The organism is Mycolicibacterium monacense, from assembly GCF_010731575.1.
GTDB lineage: Bacteria > Actinomycetota > Actinomycetes > Mycobacteriales > Mycobacteriaceae > Mycobacterium > Mycobacterium monacense.
In genome coordinates this window covers 975,430-990,643 of sequence record NZ_AP022617.1, presented here as the reverse complement: position 1 = coordinate 990,643, position 15,214 = coordinate 975,430, and the positions used below count along the sequence as shown (strand labels likewise).

At 69.1% G+C, this 15,214-nt stretch carries 15 protein-coding genes and 1 tRNA gene; 4 read left to right on the top strand and 12 right to left on the bottom strand.

The genetic code is table 11. The features are described 5' to 3' along the window. Positions 1-94: 94 nt before the first annotated feature. Positions 95-167, top strand: a tRNA-Arg gene (locus tag G6N49_RS04835). Between the two features lie 73 nt (positions 168-240). Here G6N49_RS04835 and G6N49_RS04830 read toward each other — a convergent pair. Beyond that, on the bottom strand, positions 241-1,122 hold the full coding sequence (locus G6N49_RS04830) for a universal stress protein (RefSeq protein ID WP_011856189.1): 882 nt from the start codon (positions 1,120-1,122) through the stop codon (positions 241-243). Between the two features lie 174 nt (positions 1,123-1,296). Here G6N49_RS04830 and G6N49_RS04825 point away from each other — a divergent pair, with 174 nt between their 5' ends. Further along, positions 1,297-1,734, top strand: a complete 438-nt coding sequence (locus tag G6N49_RS04825) for a pyridoxamine 5'-phosphate oxidase family protein (protein ID WP_041309749.1) — start codon at positions 1,297-1,299, stop codon at positions 1,732-1,734. A gap of 140 nt (positions 1,735-1,874) precedes the next feature. Continuing rightward, positions 1,875-2,627 carry an enoyl-CoA hydratase gene (locus G6N49_RS04820; protein WP_011856190.1) on the top strand — a complete coding sequence of 251 codons (753 nt, stop codon included), beginning with the start codon at positions 1,875-1,877 and terminating at the stop codon, positions 2,625-2,627. Position 2,628: 1 nt separating this feature from the next. On the opposite strand, the gene G6N49_RS04815 is transcribed toward G6N49_RS04820, so the two are convergent. The 8 genes from G6N49_RS04815 to G6N49_RS04780 form a co-directional block, all read right to left on the bottom strand. After that, positions 2,629-3,783: a dihydrolipoamide acetyltransferase family protein gene (locus G6N49_RS04815; protein ID WP_083045430.1), complete on the bottom strand. Its 1,155-nt coding sequence runs from the start codon at positions 3,781-3,783 to the stop codon at positions 2,629-2,631. Beyond that, positions 3,780-4,829 (bottom strand): alpha-ketoacid dehydrogenase subunit beta, encoded by a 1,050-nt coding sequence (locus tag G6N49_RS04810; protein ID WP_064872069.1) that lies wholly within the window; start codon positions 4,827-4,829, stop codon positions 3,780-3,782. The genes G6N49_RS04815 and G6N49_RS04810 overlap by 4 nt, the downstream gene beginning before the upstream one ends. A gap of 1 nt (position 4,830) precedes the next feature. Continuing rightward, positions 4,831-5,901 carry a pyruvate dehydrogenase (acetyl-transferring) E1 component subunit alpha gene (pdhA, locus tag G6N49_RS04805; RefSeq protein WP_064872067.1) on the bottom strand — a complete coding sequence of 357 codons (1,071 nt, stop codon included), beginning with the start codon at positions 5,899-5,901 and terminating at the stop codon, positions 4,831-4,833. Positions 5,902-6,006: 105 nt separating this feature from the next. Beyond that, entirely contained in the window at positions 6,007-6,825 is an 819-nt protein-coding gene (locus tag G6N49_RS04800) for an HpcH/HpaI aldolase/citrate lyase family protein (protein WP_064872065.1), read from the bottom strand. Then, on the bottom strand, positions 6,822-7,307 hold the full coding sequence (locus tag G6N49_RS04795; protein ID WP_011561010.1) for a MaoC family dehydratase: 486 nt from the start codon (positions 7,305-7,307) through the stop codon (positions 6,822-6,824). Before G6N49_RS04795 ends, G6N49_RS04800 begins: the two co-directional genes overlap by 4 nt. Beyond that, the gene (locus G6N49_RS04790) at positions 7,304-8,464 is read right to left on the bottom strand and encodes an acyl-CoA dehydrogenase family protein (protein ID WP_011856191.1); all 1,161 of its coding nucleotides are present in this window, start codon (positions 8,462-8,464) and stop codon (positions 7,304-7,306) included. Before G6N49_RS04790 ends, G6N49_RS04795 begins: the two co-directional genes overlap by 4 nt. Further along, positions 8,461-10,449: an ATP-binding protein gene (locus tag G6N49_RS04785; RefSeq protein WP_011856192.1), complete on the bottom strand. Its 1,989-nt coding sequence runs from the start codon at positions 10,447-10,449 to the stop codon at positions 8,461-8,463. Before G6N49_RS04785 ends, G6N49_RS04790 begins: the two co-directional genes overlap by 4 nt. Positions 10,450-10,453: 4 nt before the next feature. Further along, a complete protein-coding gene (locus G6N49_RS04780) occupies positions 10,454-12,004 on the bottom strand; it encodes a carboxyl transferase domain-containing protein (RefSeq protein WP_011856193.1) in 1,551 nt (516 codons plus the stop codon). 96 nt (positions 12,005-12,100) lie between these two features. On the opposite strand from G6N49_RS04780, the gene G6N49_RS04775 reads away from it, so the two are divergent. Then, entirely contained in the window at positions 12,101-12,724 is a 624-nt protein-coding gene (locus tag G6N49_RS04775; protein WP_064872063.1) for an SACE_7040 family transcriptional regulator, read from the top strand. On the opposite strand, the gene G6N49_RS29180 is transcribed toward G6N49_RS04775, so the two are convergent. The 3 genes from G6N49_RS29180 to G6N49_RS04765 all read right to left on the bottom strand — a co-directional run bounded on the left by G6N49_RS29180 (position 12,721) and on the right by G6N49_RS04765 (position 15,095). Then, complete coding sequence (locus G6N49_RS29180; protein WP_011768318.1) at positions 12,721-12,876, bottom strand: DUF6131 family protein; 156 nt, start codon at positions 12,874-12,876, stop codon at positions 12,721-12,723. The genes G6N49_RS04775 and G6N49_RS29180 overlap by 4 nt on opposite strands. Before the next feature lie 36 nt (positions 12,877-12,912). Next, positions 12,913-13,122, bottom strand: coding sequence for a hypothetical protein (locus G6N49_RS04770; RefSeq protein WP_011561016.1), 210 nt, complete (start codon positions 13,120-13,122; stop codon positions 12,913-12,915). A 95-nt stretch (positions 13,123-13,217) separates the two neighbouring features. Then, a complete protein-coding gene (locus tag G6N49_RS04765; RefSeq protein ID WP_179967728.1) occupies positions 13,218-15,095 on the bottom strand; it encodes an alpha/beta hydrolase family protein in 1,878 nt (625 codons plus the stop codon). Positions 15,096-15,214: the final 119 nt, after the last annotated feature.

The window sequence follows — 15,214 nt, the reverse complement described above, 5'->3', positions numbered from 1 at the left end:
AAGCCCTCCTGTCGACAGTGCCTGCTCGCATGACTGCTGACACCACGCTAGTCCGCGGCTGCCCACTGGGAGGCGAGATACACTCACCCGCGCTGCCTCCGTAGCTCAGCGGATAGAGCAGCCGCCTTCTAAGCGGTTGGTCGCAGGTTCGATCCCTGCCGGGGGCGCTGGGTGCTCGCGCCGAGACTGCGCGGAGATCACGTCCAGCCGCGTCGTCGCGATCTGGCAGCAGTCTCGGCGCTAACGGCCCCGGGCCACGATCACCGGAGAGCGCGCAGCCTGCACCACGGCCGTGCTGACCGAACCCAGCAGCATGCCCGCGAACCCGCCCCGCCCGTGGCTTCCGACGACGAGCAGTTGCGCCGACTCCGAGCGCTCGAGCAGATGCTCGACGGGCCGGTCGAAGACCGACTCACGGTGCACCGTCACGTCCGGGTAGCGCTCGCACCAGCCGGCCAGGCTGACGGCCAGCGTCTCCTCGGCCGGGGCCCGGACCGTCGCCCAGTCGACGTACGGGTGCAGGGACTCGTTGCGGTCGCTCCAGCTGTGCAGGGCCACGAGGTCGACGCCCCGCATGGACGCCTCTTCGAACGCGATCTCCACCGCGCGCTGCGAAGCCCGCGAACCGTCCACCCCGACCACGACGGGGCCGGTCTCCGACGGCTGGTCCGCATCGGGGCCGATGACAGCGACAGGGCATCGCGAGTGGTGCAGCAGTCCGGTGGTCACCGAGCCGAGCAGCAGCCGCTTCACCGCACCGTGCCCGCGGGTTCCGACCACCAGCATGTCGGCTTCCTTGGCCACGTCGACGAGCCCGGGCACCGCCGCGGCCTGGACGAGCTCGGTGGTGACGTCGACCGCACCGGCGTCCTTCGCGACGGTTTCCGCTTCGGCGAGAACCGCGCGGGCGTCCTGTTCGCGGCTCTCGAAATACTGCGCGGGCAGCGGCGCGGCAGGCACGGCCATCGCCCACGCGGCGGTGACGTCGGTGGCCAGGACGTTGACCAGGACCAGCGGCACCCGGCGCATCACCGCCTCACGAGCCGACCAGCGCACAGCGGCGTGCGAACCGACGGATCCGTCGACTCCCACGACGATTCCCGGGTGGACCGCAGTGGACATCTCGACATCCCTTCGCCGTTGCGGGCTGGTACGTGATCAGTATGGGTCGGAGCAGGTCGGACGGCGTAGGGCCTTTGGTCCCTTCCCCGGCGTGGGACGCTTGGCGGACACTGATGGATGCGGCGAAACCCGGCGACCGGGTTCCGCTCAACTCGCACAGGGAGATTGATGACCATGACCAAGGGACAGCAACTCGATGTCCTCAACCGCAGGCAATGCCTCGATCTCCTGGAAGGTGTGCGCGTGGGCCGTCTGGTCTTCACCGAGGACGGCCTGCCCGCGGTCCACCCGGTCAACTTCCGGATGAAGCGCGACGACGTGATCATCCGCGTCGCCGGCGGGGCGAAGCTCGCCGCCGCGAACAAGAACATGGTGGTGGCGTTCGAGGCCGACGAACTCGACCCGGATCTGCGCACCGGATGGAGCGTGACCATCGTCGGAACGGCGCACCCGATCTCCGATGTCGACGAATTGGTCGAAGTGTCCGGCACATTCCTCGAGCCGTGGGTGGAGGGTCGTCGCGACCACTTCATCCGGATCGAGGCACAGAAGATGACCGGACGCCGCTTCCGCGAGCACGGCCTCCCGAAGTACCAGAGCGCGGGCGAATAACGCGCGCCCGCCGCGTGGAACCCGAAATCGGCAAGCGCCACATGACATTTGGACCACGGTGCCGCAGGTCCACACCTTAGATCGACCGCTGTCCGATGCCCGTCACCGGGGCCGACGACGGGCCCGAATAGGGTGATCGCGTGGCTGATTCCGTACTGATGCAGGTCGACGACCACGTCGCCCTGGTCACCGTCAACGATCCCGACCGTCGCAACGCGGTGACCTTCGAGATGTCGGCGGCCCTGCGCGCAGCCGTCGACGCGGCGGAGGCCGACCCCGGGGTGCACGCGCTGATCGTCACCGGGGCAGGCAAGGCGTTCTGCGCGGGCGCGGATCTGACCGCCCTCGGCGAGGCCACCGAGGACGGTCTGCGCCGCATCTACGACGGCTTCCTCGCGGTGGCGCACTGCCCGCTGCCGACCATCGCGGCGGTGAACGGGGCGGCCGTCGGCGCCGGCCTCAACCTGGCGCTCGCGGCGGACGTCCGGATCGCAGGCCCGAATGCCCTCTTCGATCCGAGGTTCCAGAAGCTCGGCATCCACCCCGGTGGCGGGGCGACCTGGATGCTGCAGCGGGCGGTGGGTCCGGAGGTGGCGCGCGCGGCGCTGTTGTTCGGGATGCGCTTCGACGCCGAGGCCGCGGTCCGCCACGGCCTCGCCCTCGAGGTCGCCGACGATCCCGTCGCCACCGCACGTCAGTTGGCCGCCGGGCCTGCGGCCGCACCGCGCGAGGTGGTGCTGGCGACGAAGGCGTCGATGCGCGCGACCGCCAGCCCCGGCACGGTCGACACCGAACAGCACCGCACGGCGGTCGACATCGAACTCGGTCCTCAGGCGGCGTCCATCGAATCGCCGGAGTTCGCCCGCCGCCTCGCCGCGGCCAAACGCAAGTAGGTCACAGGTCGAGCAGCGCGAGCTCCGGCGCTTCGACGAGCTCGCGCAACTCGCCCAGAAAGGCCGCCACGGTGGCCCCGTCGGCGATGCGATGGTCGAAGGCGCACGTCAACGTCATCGTCGGCCGGGCGACCACCTCACCGTCGACGACCACCGCGCGCGGCTTCAACGAACCCATGCCCAGGATCGCGGCCTCCGGATGGTTGATCACCGGCACGCCCTCGTCGAGCCCGAGCGCACCGAAGTTCGAGACGGTGAACGTCGACCCCGACAGCTCCGCCGGCCGCACCCGTCCGGCGCGAGCCTCCGCCACCAGCCGCCCCACCGCGGCCGCGAGTTCACGCGTGGTCATGTCCTGCGCGTCGGCGATCACCGGCACCAGCAGCCCGCGCGGCGCGGCGACACCGAATCCGACGTGGACTGCAGTGTGCCGGTGGATCTGCGGCCCCTCCGCCGTCTCGATCCAGGTGGCGTTCAGCGCCGGGTGGTGCCGCAGCGCCAGCGTCAGCAGTCGCAGCGTCAGCACGAAGGGCGTCACCGGCGGGTCGGTGCCGAGCAGTCTGTCCCGCAGCCGCAGCAGTGCGCTGCCGTCGACCGTGACGCTGGCGTGGGCATCCGGGATCTCCCTCCGCGACAACGACATCCGTCGCACCATCTCCGCCTGGACACCCCGCACCGCGACCTGCTCCGCGGCCGGCGCCCAGCCTTCCGCCGCACGCTGCACGTCCTCGCGGGTGACCACGCCGTCGGGTCCCGATGCGCTGACCGCGTTGAGATCCACGTCCAGTTCGGCCGCCAGCTTGCGCACCGGCGGTTTGGCGCGCGGCCGCGCCGACCGGCGCCTGCTGGTATCCATCGCCTCATCGGCGCCGTATCCGACCAGTACCGATTTGCGTTGCGGCACCGGTTCATCCGCTGATGTCGCGATCCGCACCAGCAGGGATCCCACGTCGAGCGTCTGACCTTCGTCGCCCCCGCGTTCGACCACCCGGCCGGCGTACGGGCTGGGGATCTCGACCTCCGCCTTGTTCGTCTCGACGGTGCACAGCGTCTGGTTCAGCTCGACCTCGTCACCGACATCGACCGCCCACGAGGTGATCGTCGCGTCCTGCAGACCCTCACCCAGATCCGGCACCAGGAAATCCTGCACGGTCATGGCATCTCCAGGGTCCGCTGGACGCAGTCGAGCAACCGGTCCACCCCCGGTAACCACAGCTTCTCCAGCCGGGCCGGTGGATACGGGGTGTCGAACCCGGTGGCGCGCAACACCGGCGCCTCCAGGTCGTAGAACAGCTCCTCGGAGATCCGTGCCGCCAGTTCGGCGCCGAAGCCCAGTGTCCGCGGACCCTCGTGCATCACCACCGCGCGGCCCGTCTTGCCCACCGACGCCGCCACGGTGTCGAAGTCGAGCGGGTTGAGCGACCGCAGATCGACGACCTCCAGCGACCAGTCCGACTCAGCCGCGGCGTGTTCGGCGGCGGACAGCGCCGTCGCGACCAGCGGCCCGTACGTGAGGACCGTGACGTCGGTGCCCTCGCGGCGCACTGCGGCCCGCCCGATCGGCAGGCCGGGCTCGGTGGTGTCCACGGCCCCCCGCGCCCAGTACCGTCGTTTCGGTTCCAGGTAGATCACCGGGTCGCGGGCGGCGATCGCGTGCCGCAGCAGCCAGTACGCGTCGGTCGGACTCGACGGTGTCACGACCTTGAGGCCCGCGGTGTGCAGCCAGTACGTCTCGGTCGATTCCGAATGATGTTCCACCGCACCGATTCCGCCGAACGACGGGATGCGGATGGTCACCGGCATGTCGACATCGCCGCGGGTGCGCATCCGGTACTTGGCGAGGTGGCTGACCACCTGGTCGAACGCCGGTGCGGCGAACCCGTCGAACTGGATCTCGGGCACCGGGACGAAACCGCGGATCGCCATCCCGATCGCGATGCCGACGATCGCCGACTCGGCCAGCGGCGTATCGAAACACCGCTGCTCACCGAAGGTCTCGGACAGGCCGTCGGTCACCCGGAACACCCCGCCGAGGGTCGCGACGTCCTCCCCGAAGACCAGCACGCGGTCGTCGGCGGCCATCGCATCGTGTAAAGCCCGGTTGATGGCCTGCACCATGGTCAGTTCGGTGACGGTCGGGACGTCGGTGATGAACCGGTCGTGATCGTCTGCGCCGGTGGGCCGTTCGATGAGTTGGGTCATGTCACGCCTCCTTCGCCAGTTCGGCGAGCAACCGGTCGCGCTGCTCGGCGAGGTCCGGGGTGATGTCGTGGTAGACGGTGTCGAACACCTCTGAGACATCGAAGTCGGGCGCCCCGACCACCGCGTCGCGCAACTCCGCGCGCAGCCGCTTCGAGCGAGCCGCCACCCGTTCCTCCAGCCGTTCGGACCACACCCCGGCGCCCTGCAGGTACGTGCGGTAGCGCGGGATCGGATCGCGTGCCCGCCACCGGTCCACCTCGGACTGGTCGCGGTACCGGGTGGGGTCGTCGGAGGTGGTGTGCGGGCCCAGCCGGTAGGTGACCGCCTCGATCAGCGTCGGCCCGCCGCCGGCGCGGGCGCGGGCGGCCGCCTCGGACATCACCGCGAAACACGCCAGCACGTCGTTACCGTCGACCCGCACGCCGGGCATGCCGTAGCCGGCGGCTCGGTGGGCGATCGACGGCCCGGCCACCTGGCGCTGCACCGGCACCGAGATGGCCCACTGGTTGTTCTGCACGAAGAACACGCACGGCACCTGGTAGACCGCGGCCAGATTCATCGCCTCGTGGACGTCGCCCTCGCCGGTGGCGCCGTCGCCGAGGAACGCCACCGTCACCGAGTCCTCGCCGAGGCGCTGCGCGGCCATCGCGGCGCCGACCGCGTGCAGACCCTGGGTGCCGATCGGAATCGAGATCGGCGCACAGCACTTCGCCGTGAACTCCAGACCGCCGTGCCATTTGCCGCGCCACACCGCGGCCATCTGCGCCGGGGCGATGCCGCGCAGCAGGAACGCCCCGATCTCCCGGTACTGCGGGAACAGCCAGTCGGTCTTGCGCAGACAGGCGGCGGCGCCGACCTGGGCGGCCTCCTGCCCGCGGCACGAGGCGTAGAGCGCCAGTTCACCCTGGCGCTGCAGGTGGACGAACTCCGTGTCGAGGTCGCGGGTGACGACCATCGTCTCGTAGAGCCAGGCCAGGGTCTCCGGAGGCAGGTCGCGGCTATAGCGCTGCTGTGCGCTCGGTGCGCCATCGGCGCCCACCAGCTGCACGGGGTCCAACTCGACGCCTGCCATACCGCCTCCTTCAGGTCGCATCGACGGCATGTTTCGCCGTCCGACGACTTCAGGTGCTCAGCGTGTGGCGGTCAGAGCAGGAACCCCCTGGTGTAGGGCTGCCGGTCAGCTGCCTGGGTGTGGCGCCAACGCGACGATGCGCTCTGCTCGCCTCAGCACTGGGGCATCCACCATTATGCCCTCGAACTGGAAGACGCCGCGTTCATCGCGCGCCGTGTCCAGGACGCGACGGGCCCAGTCGACCTGTTCGTCGGTGGGCCGGTAGCCGTCGCGGATCACCGCGACCTGGGTGGGGTGGATGGCGACCTTGGCGTCGAATCCGACCGCGACCGCATCGTCGGTTTCGGCCCGCAGCCCGTCGAGATCCTTGATGTCGAGGTAGACCGAGTCCAGTGCCATCCGGCCGTAGGCCTTGGCGGCCAGCAGCGACCGGGAGCGGACGTGCACGGCGAAGTCCCGGTAGGAGCCGTCGGGCCACCGACTCGACGTGCCGCCGGTGACCGCCAGCAGATCCTCGGCGCCCCACATCACCGCGACGGTGTTGTCCACGCGACTCGATTCGACGACGGTGAGCGCCCCCAGCGGGGTTTCGATCAGCGCCACCACCTCCAGCGGCGCCAGTGCGCTCACCTGTTCTGCGCTCTCGGTCTTGGCGAGCATGACGGTCGTGTAGTCGGTCCGTGCCAGCGCCTGCAGGTCGAGGGCATGGTCGGGCGTGGTGGTCGGGTTCACCCGGACGACGGTGCGCGACGGGTCGAGCGGGGTGTCGACGAGCGCCGCGCGCGCCGCCTCCCGGTCCCTGGCGGCCACCCCGTCCTCGAGGTCGAGGATCACCACATCGGCTGCCGCGGCGGCCTTCTCGAAGCGCTCCGGCCGGTCGGCCGGGCAGAACAGCCACCCGGGCCCGTTGTTGCCGAGCGTCACTGCGGGTCTCCTTCAGGTCGCTTGCGCACCATGGTCTTTCGCGACGCGGTCGCGACGACGTCGCCGTGCTGATTGCGTCCGACGTGGGAGAACGTCACGATCCCCTCGCCCGGCCGGCTCTTGGACTCCCGCTTCTCGAGCACCTCGGTCTCGGCGTACAGCGTGTCCCCGTGGAACAGCGGTTTCGGGAACGCCACCTCCCCGAATCCGAGATTGCCGACGATCGTGCCCTGCGTGAGCTGGGCGACCGACAGACCCACCAGCGTCGACAACGTGAACATCGAGTTCACCAGCCGCTGGTTGAACGGCGGCAACGCATCCGAGAACGCCGCGTCGAGATGCAGCGCCTGGGTGTTCATGGTCAGCGTGGTGAACAGCACGTTGTCGGCCTCGGTGATGGTGCGCCCCGGCCGGTGCTGGTAGACCACGCCGGTCTCGAACTCCTCGAACCACAGCCCGCGCTGCGTGACGACGCGCTTCACAGGCCGAGCTCCCGCCCGATCAGCATCAGCTGCACTTCCGTTGTGCCCTCACCGATCTCGAGGATCTTGCTGTCGCGGTAGTGCCGGGCGACCGGGTACTCGTTCATGAAGCCGTAGCCGCCGAAGATCTGGGTGGCGTCGCGCGCGTTGTCCATCGCGGCCTCGCTGGCCACCAGCTTGGCGATCGCGGCCTGCTTCTTGAACGGTTTACCCGACAGCATCAACGCCGCGGCGTCGTAGTAGGCGGCGCGGGCGGTGTGCGCACGGGCCTCCATCCGGGCGATCTTGAACGCGATGGCCTGGTTGCTGCCGATGGTGCGGCCGAACGCTTCCCGCTCCTTGGCGTAGCGGACACTCTCGTCGACACAACCCTGCGCCGCGCCGACCGACAGCGCGGCGATCGCGATGCGGCCCTCGTCGAGGATGCGCAGGAAGTTGGCGTACCCGCGGCCCCGCTCACCGAGCAGGTTCTCCTCGGGTACCCGGACGTCGTCGAACGACAGCGGATGGGTGTCCGAGGCGTTCCAGCCCACCTTGTTGTAGGCCGGTTCGGCGGTGAACCCCTGCGTGGGCACGGGGACGAGGATCGACGAGATCTCCTTGCGCCCGTCGACCTCACCCGTGACGGCGGTGACGGTCACCAGCTTGGTGATGTCGGTACCCGAGTTCGTGATGAACTGCTTGCTGCCATTGATGACCCACGTTGATCCATCCGATTTTGCGGTGGTCTTGGTGGCGCCGGCATCGCTGCCGCCACCGGGTTCGGTCAGCCCGAACGCGGCGAGCGCCTGCCCACTGGTCAACTGCGGCAACCACTCCCGCTTCTGGTCCTCGTTGCCGAACCGGTACACCGGCATCGCCCCCAGCGATACGCCGGCCTCCAGCGTGATCGCCACGCTCTGGTCGACCTTGCCGAGTTCCTCGAGCGCCAGGCACAGGGCGAAGTAATCCCCGCCCATCCCGCCGTACTCCTCGGGGAACGGCAGTCCGAACAGGCCCATATCGGCCATCCCGCGCACGACCTCGTACGGGAACGAATGCTCCGCATCGTGTTTGGCGGCCACCGGCGCCACGACGCTGCGGGCGAAGTCGCGCACGGTCTTGGCGAGTTGTTCGTAATGGTCCGGCAGCGTGCCGGACGCCAGAAAGTCGGTCATGACTGGTCTCCTTTGTCGGTAGCGAGGATCCGTGCCAGCGGCTGGCCCACTTTGACCTGGTCGCCGACCGCGACGAGCAGTTCGACCACGCCGTCGACGGGCGAGGTCAGGGCGTGTTCCATCTTCATGGCCTCGACGGTGACCACGACGGTGCCGGTCGTCACCGTCGCCCCGGCTTCGACGCCGACCGCCACCACCGAACCCGGCATGGGGCTGGTCAGCTCGGCGTCACCGCCGTGGGCGTCGTCCTGGCGCACCGGCGCCTCGCGGACCTCGGCGACGGCGACCGTCCGACCGGCACCGGCCAGCCACATCTGTCCGCCGTCGGCGGCGACGAGATACTCGGCGCGCAGTCCGTCTAGTGTGACCACGAGCCGATCCCCGTCGAGTACGGCCGACAGCGAACGTGTTTCACCGTCCTCGATCCGCGCGGTGGCGGCCTGCGGGGAACCGGTCAGGTGGACGTGGTCGGTGCGCTCACCGGACTGCAGGCGATGCGTCGTGGGTGCGTGGTCGCCGACGCGCCACCCCGTCGGCACCGCCCACAGGTCGCCGCCCGGTGCCGGCCACGCCCGCAACCACAGATACGCCCCCGCGGCGATCAGATCCGCGTCGCTCACCGCCACCGGCGCGTAGTCGGGCGCCCGGCGGTCGAGTAGACCGGTGTCGAGCCGTCCCGCCGCGACGTCGGGGTCGGTGAGCAGGAACCGCAGGAACTCGATGTTGGTGTCGACCCCCAGGACGGCGGTCTGTGCGAGCGCACGGTCGAGTGCGCGCAGCGCCGCCGGACGGTCGGCTCCGTGGGCGATCACCTTGGACAGCATCGGGTCGTAATCGCTGCCGACCACCGCGCCACCACGCAGTCCCGAATCGACCCGGACGCCGGCGCCGGTGGGTTCGGAAAGGGCGTGGACGGTGCCACCGGTCGGCAGGAAGCCGCGACCGGGATCCTCCGCATACACGCGGGCCTCGACGGCATGGCCGTGCATCACGACGTCACCCTGGGTGATCGACAGCTTCTCCCCCGCGGCGATGCGGACCTGCTGCTCGACGAGGTCGACACCGGTGACCATCTCGGTGACCGGGTGCTCGACCTGCAGCCTGGTGTTCATCTCCATGAAGAAGAACTCGTCGGGCCGGTCGGCCGAGACGATGAACTCCACCGTCCCGGCGCCGGCATAGTCCACGCTACGCGCGGTGTCGCAGGCCGCCGCGCCGATCCTGGCGCGGGTGGCCTCGTCGAGCAGGGGCGACGGCGCCTCCTCGATCACCTTCTGGTGGCGGCGTTGCAGGCTGCACTCACGTTCACCGAGATGGATGACGTTGCCGAAACCGTCGGCGAGGACCTGAACCTCGATGTGGCGGGGGTTGAGCACGAAGCGTTCCAAAAACAGCGTGTCGTCGCCGAACGCGGCGGCCGCCTCCCGGCGCGCCGAGACCAGCGCGGCAGGCAACTCGGCCGGGTCGTGGACGACGCGCATCCCCTTGCCGCCACCGCCGGCCGACGGTTTCACCAGGACCGGGAAGCCGACGTCACCGGCACCGGCGATCAGGTCGTCGTCGGTCAGGCCCGGACGCGAGACGCCCGGCACCACAGGGACTCCGAACGCCGAGACGGCGGCCTTGGCCGCGATCTTGTCGCCCATCGTCTGGATCGCCCCGACGGGCGGGCCGATGAACACGATGTCCGCGGCCTGCAGCGCCGCCGCGAAATCGGCGTTCTCCGAGAGGAATCCGTAACCTGGGTGCACCGCCTGCGCACCGGTGCGGCGGGCCGCGGACACCACCGCGTCGATGTCGAGGTAGCTCTGCCGCGCGGCGGCCGGGCCGATGCGCACGGCGACGTCGGCCTCGGCGACGTGACGCGCACCGGCGTCGGCATCGCTGTGCACCGCCACCGAGCGGATACCCATCGCGCGCAGGGTGCGGATCACCCGGACCGCGATCTCCCCGCGGTTGGCAATCAGGACGGTGTTGAATGTCACGGGATCACATCCGGAAGACGCCGTAGGAGACAGGCTCGAGTGGCGCCTGCCCGACAATGGAAAGAGCCAACCCCACAACGGTTCTGGTGTCCGCCGGGTCGATCACGCCGTCGTCCCACAACCGCGCTGTCGAATAGTAGGGGTTGCCCTGACGTTCGTACTGTTCGCGGATCGGCGCCTTGAATTCCTGCTCCTGCTCGGGCGTCATCTCACCTCGCACCGTGGCCAGCACCGATGCGGCCTGTTCACCGCCCATCACCGAGATCCGTGCATTCGGCCACATCCACAGGAAGCGCGGCGAATACGCGCGACCGCACATCGAATAGTTGCCCGCCCCGTAGGAACCTCCGATGACGACGGTCAGCTTGGGCACCCGTGCGCACGCCACGGCCGTGACCATCTTGGCGCCGTGTTTGGCGATCCCGGAGGCCTCGTAGTCGCGGCCGACCATGAACCCGGCGATGTTCTGCAGGAACAACAGCGGGATCACCCGTTTGTCGCACAGCTCGATGAAATGGGCGCCCTTCTGCGCGGATTCGCCGAACAGCACGCCGTTGTTGGCGACGATGCCGACCGGATGGCCGTGGATGCGCGCGAACCCGGTGACCAGCGTGGTGCCGTACTCGGCCTTGAACTCCGCGAATTCGCCGCCGTCGACGATGCGGGTGATGACCTCGTGCACGTCGTAGGGCACCCGCGAGTCGACCGGGACGACGTCGTAGAGCTCGGACTGATCGGCCACCGCATCCACCGCGGGGGCCACATCCCAGGGTGGCGGCTGCGGCCGCCCGAGGGTCCCGACGATGCGGCGCACGATCCGCAGCGCGTCGCGGTCGTCGTGGGCGAGGTGGTCGGTGACGCCGGAGGTCTTGGAGTGCAGGTCACCGCCGCCGAGGTCCTCGGCGGAGACGACCTCGCCGGTGGCGGCCTTCACCAGCGGAGGGCCGCCGAGGAAGATCGTGCCCTGATTGCGCACGATCACCGCTTCGTCGCTCATGGCCGGGACGTAAGCCCCACCGGCGGTGCAGGATCCGAGCACCGCGGCGATCTGCGCGATGCCCTGGGCGCTCAGCGTGGCCTGGTTGTAGAAGATCCGGCCGAAGTGGTCGCGGTCCGGGAACACCTCGTCCTGACGCGGCAGGAACGCACCGCCGGAGTCGACCAGGTACACGCAGGGTAACCGGTTCTGCCCTGCGATCTCCTGGGCGCGCAGGTGCTTCTTGACCGTCACCGGGTAGTAGGTGCCGCCTTTGACCGTCGCGTCGTTGGCGACGATCATGCATTCGCGTCCGGAGATCCGGCCGACACCGGCGATCATCCCCGCGCCCGGGCATTCGTCGTCGTACATACCGTCGGCGGCCAGCGGGGCGATCTCCAGGAAGGGGCTGCCCGCGTCCAACAGCCCGTCGACCCGGTCGCGCGGCAGCAGTTTGCCGCGGCTGACGTGGCGCTCGCGCGATTTGGCCGGCCCACCGAGCGCCGCACCCGCGAGCTTGGTGCGCAACTCCTCGACGAGCGCTGTGTGCGCGTCACGATGTGATGCCCGCGGTGCCATCCGTGAACCCGTTCATTTGAGTTAATGACGACTAACTCGTGGTATGTTAATCACGATTAACACCCGATGTCCACCTCCCACCGCAAGAGGCCGTCCATGGCGCCGACGTCAGTCGCGAGCACCCGCCGCAGCCGGGCGAAGTCGGACCGTCGCAGCCAGCTGATCGCCGCGGCGGAACGCCTTGTCGCCGAGAAGGGTTACCTCGCGGTGCGCCTCGAGGACATCGGCTCGGCGGTCGGCGTCAGCGGACCCGCGATCTACCGGCACTTCCCCAACAAAGAGGCGATGCTCGTCGAACTGCTCGTGGGCATCAGCACCCGGCTGCTGGCCGGTGCGCGCGAAGTGCTGACCAACTCCCCGGACGCGGAGACCGCCCTCGACGGGCTGATCGACTTCCATCTCGACTTCGCGCTCGGCGAGTCCGACCTCATCCGGATCCAGGACCGGGACCTCGGCCATCTGCCGGACCCCGCCAAACGACAGGTGCGCAGAGCGCAGCGCCAGTACGTGGAGATCTGGGTGGAGGTGCTGCGGGCCGTCGACCCCTCGCTCGACGAGGCTCAGGCCCGGCTGATGGCCCACGCGGCGTTCGGGCTCCTCAACTCCACACCGCACAGCGTCAAACCCGGGGCAACCAAAACGGCCGAGGCCAGCTCGCGCACTGTCCTTCGAGCGATGACAGTGGCGGCGCTGGCCTCGGCCGGTCGGCTACAGGGTTAATACCAGACTTTTCGGCCTCCGACGGCGCGGCCGGTCGCTCCGAGGATCCAGAAGACCGCACCGATCACGATGAGAACCGCACCGATGGTCGTCAAGATGTTCATGCCCAGGACGAATCCCAGCACCACCAAGATGATTCCAAGAATGATCATTGCCTACTCCATCTCTTTAATTGTTGGCGCCAGTCATTACTGGCTGGGCTGCGGGATCTGCACCTCGGCGCAGTTCACCTTCGGATTGACGCCCGTGTAATTGAGCGGGCCCGCGACAACGGTCAAGGCGACGTTGGCCGCGGTGGCGCAGTTGGCGTCGCCCGATTTGAAATAGTCACGCTGAAAGGCAGCCACCACGCCGATCAGCAACCAGACGAGCACAATTAAGCCGAGTATGCCTCTCATGCCCCAGCCTCCATCCTGTTCGCGCCGGAGTGGCGCGCAACACCGTTTACCCCCAGGACAATTTGTCCAAACCTGTTGTCCGGGGCGGATGATCGTCAGAGCACCGAAGCCGCCGAGAACGCCTTGAGCAGCCACGTCGTCATCGCGTTGACGAGCGCGGCCCGGTTCTCCCGCTTGACGATCTCGTGACCGTCGTCGTCGAACACCAACAGCTCGACGGTGCGGTCCAAAGCGCGCAATGCGTCGAACATTTGCTGCGATTCGCTGGGTGGCACGTTGGTGTCGTTCCCGCCGTGCACCAGCAGCAGCGGGGCGGTCAGCGCGGGGGCGCGCAGCAGCGGTGAGAGCCGCTCGAGAAGGTCGCGGTCGCCGATCGGGTGCCCGTACTTCGGGTAGGCGGCCGCCGCGATCCACGGCTCGGTGTTGCGATACCAGGTGTTCAGATCACTCATCCCACAGATGCTGATGCCGGCGGCGAACAACTCCGGGTGAAAGGTCAACGCCGCCTGCGTCAGATAACCGCCGTACGACCAGCCGCAGCAGGCGACGCGGTCGGCCGGCACGGCTTCGTGCTCGATCAGATAGCGCACACAGTCGGCCACGTCGTCGATCGCGGCGAACCGCAGCTCCTTGTCGTCGGCGTGCATGAACGCACGGCCGAAGCCGCCCGAGCCGCGCACGTTCGGGGTGAACACGGTGATGCCCGCGGCCAGCAGAGCCGGGTAGTACTCGTTGTAGCCGGGCCGGGACTGACCCTCCGGCCCGCCGTGCAGGAAGATCATCGCGCCGACGGGTTCGACCGGTGCCGGCGGGCGGTACAGCCAACCGGTCAACTCCATCCCGTCACGGGCGACGACCACCTCCAGCGTGGGATCCGCCGTCAGCGGGCCCTCACTGGGTTCGCGGTCCACCCGCTGCCACTCGCGTGAGCGCGGATCGACCAGTTCGACGGTGGGCGGCAGCGACGGGCTCTCCACCGTCATCGCGACCATCGAACCGCCCGCGCTGATCGTCAGTTCCGTCGCGACGAGACCGGGCAGCGGGATGGGTTCGGACAACGTGTTGTCCGCGTATTCGAGGATCTGTAATTCACTGCAGCCGTTGACATTCCACAGGAGCGCGACGGTCGACATATCGTCGCTGACGACGAACTCGTCGAGGTCGAAGCCCGGCTTCTCCGCGACGACGTGGTAGGAGACGCCCTCGGCGGTGGTGGTCACCTCGATGAGGCGCGCGTGAGATCCGCCGTTGTCGCTGCGGATCAACGCCCGCACGTACCCCTCGGTGCTGTTGAGCCCGTAGTCCTTGGCCGGGTGGTAGAGCGTGAAACTCTCCCCCATCGGGCCCGACCGCAGGCGCCGTGGGCTGTGGTCGTCGAGGATGAACCCCAGGTCGGTGGTCGAACCCGGATCGTAGGGCAGCAGCGCGGTTTCGGTGAGCCCGCGCAGCATGATGAGATCGCGGTAGCCGCGTGGGCCCACCCGCACCAGCGCCGCGCCGGCCCAGGCGTCGACCAGGCGTCCGGCCGTCCGGCGGTCCAGCACGATGGTCGCGCCGTCGGCCGGGTCGATCAGACACGAACTGCCGACACCGTCCTCACCGGTGAGGATCGCCGCGACCTGGGTGCCGTCCCAACCGATGAGTTCGGCGCTGCCGTCCGGCTGATCCATGGGCCACGAGTCGATGCGGCGGGCGTCCCGGTCATCGGGATCGGTTGTCACGACCCAGATCTGGAACCGGTCACTGCCGTCGGGGGCGACCTGGCAGGCCAGCCAGTGCCCGTCGGCGGAATGCATGACCCGGGTGACCGGGCCCTCGACCGGCAACTCCACGTCTCGTGAGGAACTCGCCCGCCAGCCCAGCAGGAACCGCTGCACCGCCCGGGGGAAGCCGCCGTCGTCGACGAGGTGCGCGAAGGCCGTCGCGTCAGGCGACAGCGACGCACCGTAGTTCGCCCGCACCTGGCGTCTCACGCGCTGGTTCTCCTCACTCTTCGTGGTCCTCGTCCTCGCGACCGACCGGCCACCCCTGACGGTATCCGCGTCTGCAATCACCGGCACACCCAACACCGTGACGGCGCGACGGGATCCGC

Coding starts and splice junctions, on each gene's coding strand:
- G6N49_RS04810 (WP_064872069.1), bottom strand. CDS start 4,829: ATGACCCAACTCATCGAACGGCCCACCGGCGCAGACGATCACGACCGG.
- G6N49_RS29180 (WP_011768318.1), bottom strand. CDS start 12,876: ATGATCATTCTTGGAATCATCTTGGTGGTGCTGGGATTCGTCCTGGGC.
- G6N49_RS04770 (WP_011561016.1), bottom strand. CDS start 13,122: ATGAGAGGCATACTCGGCTTAATTGTGCTCGTCTGGTTGCTGATCGGC.
- G6N49_RS04815 (WP_083045430.1), bottom strand. CDS start 3,783: ATGACCGTGCAGGATTTCCTGGTGCCGGATCTGGGTGAGGGTCTGCAG.
- G6N49_RS04790 (WP_011856191.1), bottom strand. CDS start 8,464: ATGACCGACTTTCTGGCGTCCGGCACGCTGCCGGACCATTACGAACAA.
- G6N49_RS04775 (WP_064872063.1), top strand. CDS start 12,101: ATGGCGCCGACGTCAGTCGCGAGCACCCGCCGCAGCCGGGCGAAGTCG.
- G6N49_RS04825 (WP_041309749.1), top strand. CDS start 1,297: ATGACCAAGGGACAGCAACTCGATGTCCTCAACCGCAGGCAATGCCTC.
- G6N49_RS04780 (WP_011856193.1), bottom strand. CDS start 12,004: ATGGCACCGCGGGCATCACATCGTGACGCGCACACAGCGCTCGTCGAG.
- G6N49_RS04830 (WP_011856189.1), bottom strand. CDS start 1,122: ATGTCCACTGCGGTCCACCCGGGAATCGTCGTGGGAGTCGACGGATCC.
- pdhA (WP_064872067.1), bottom strand. CDS start 5,901: ATGGCAGGCGTCGAGTTGGACCCCGTGCAGCTGGTGGGCGCCGATGGC.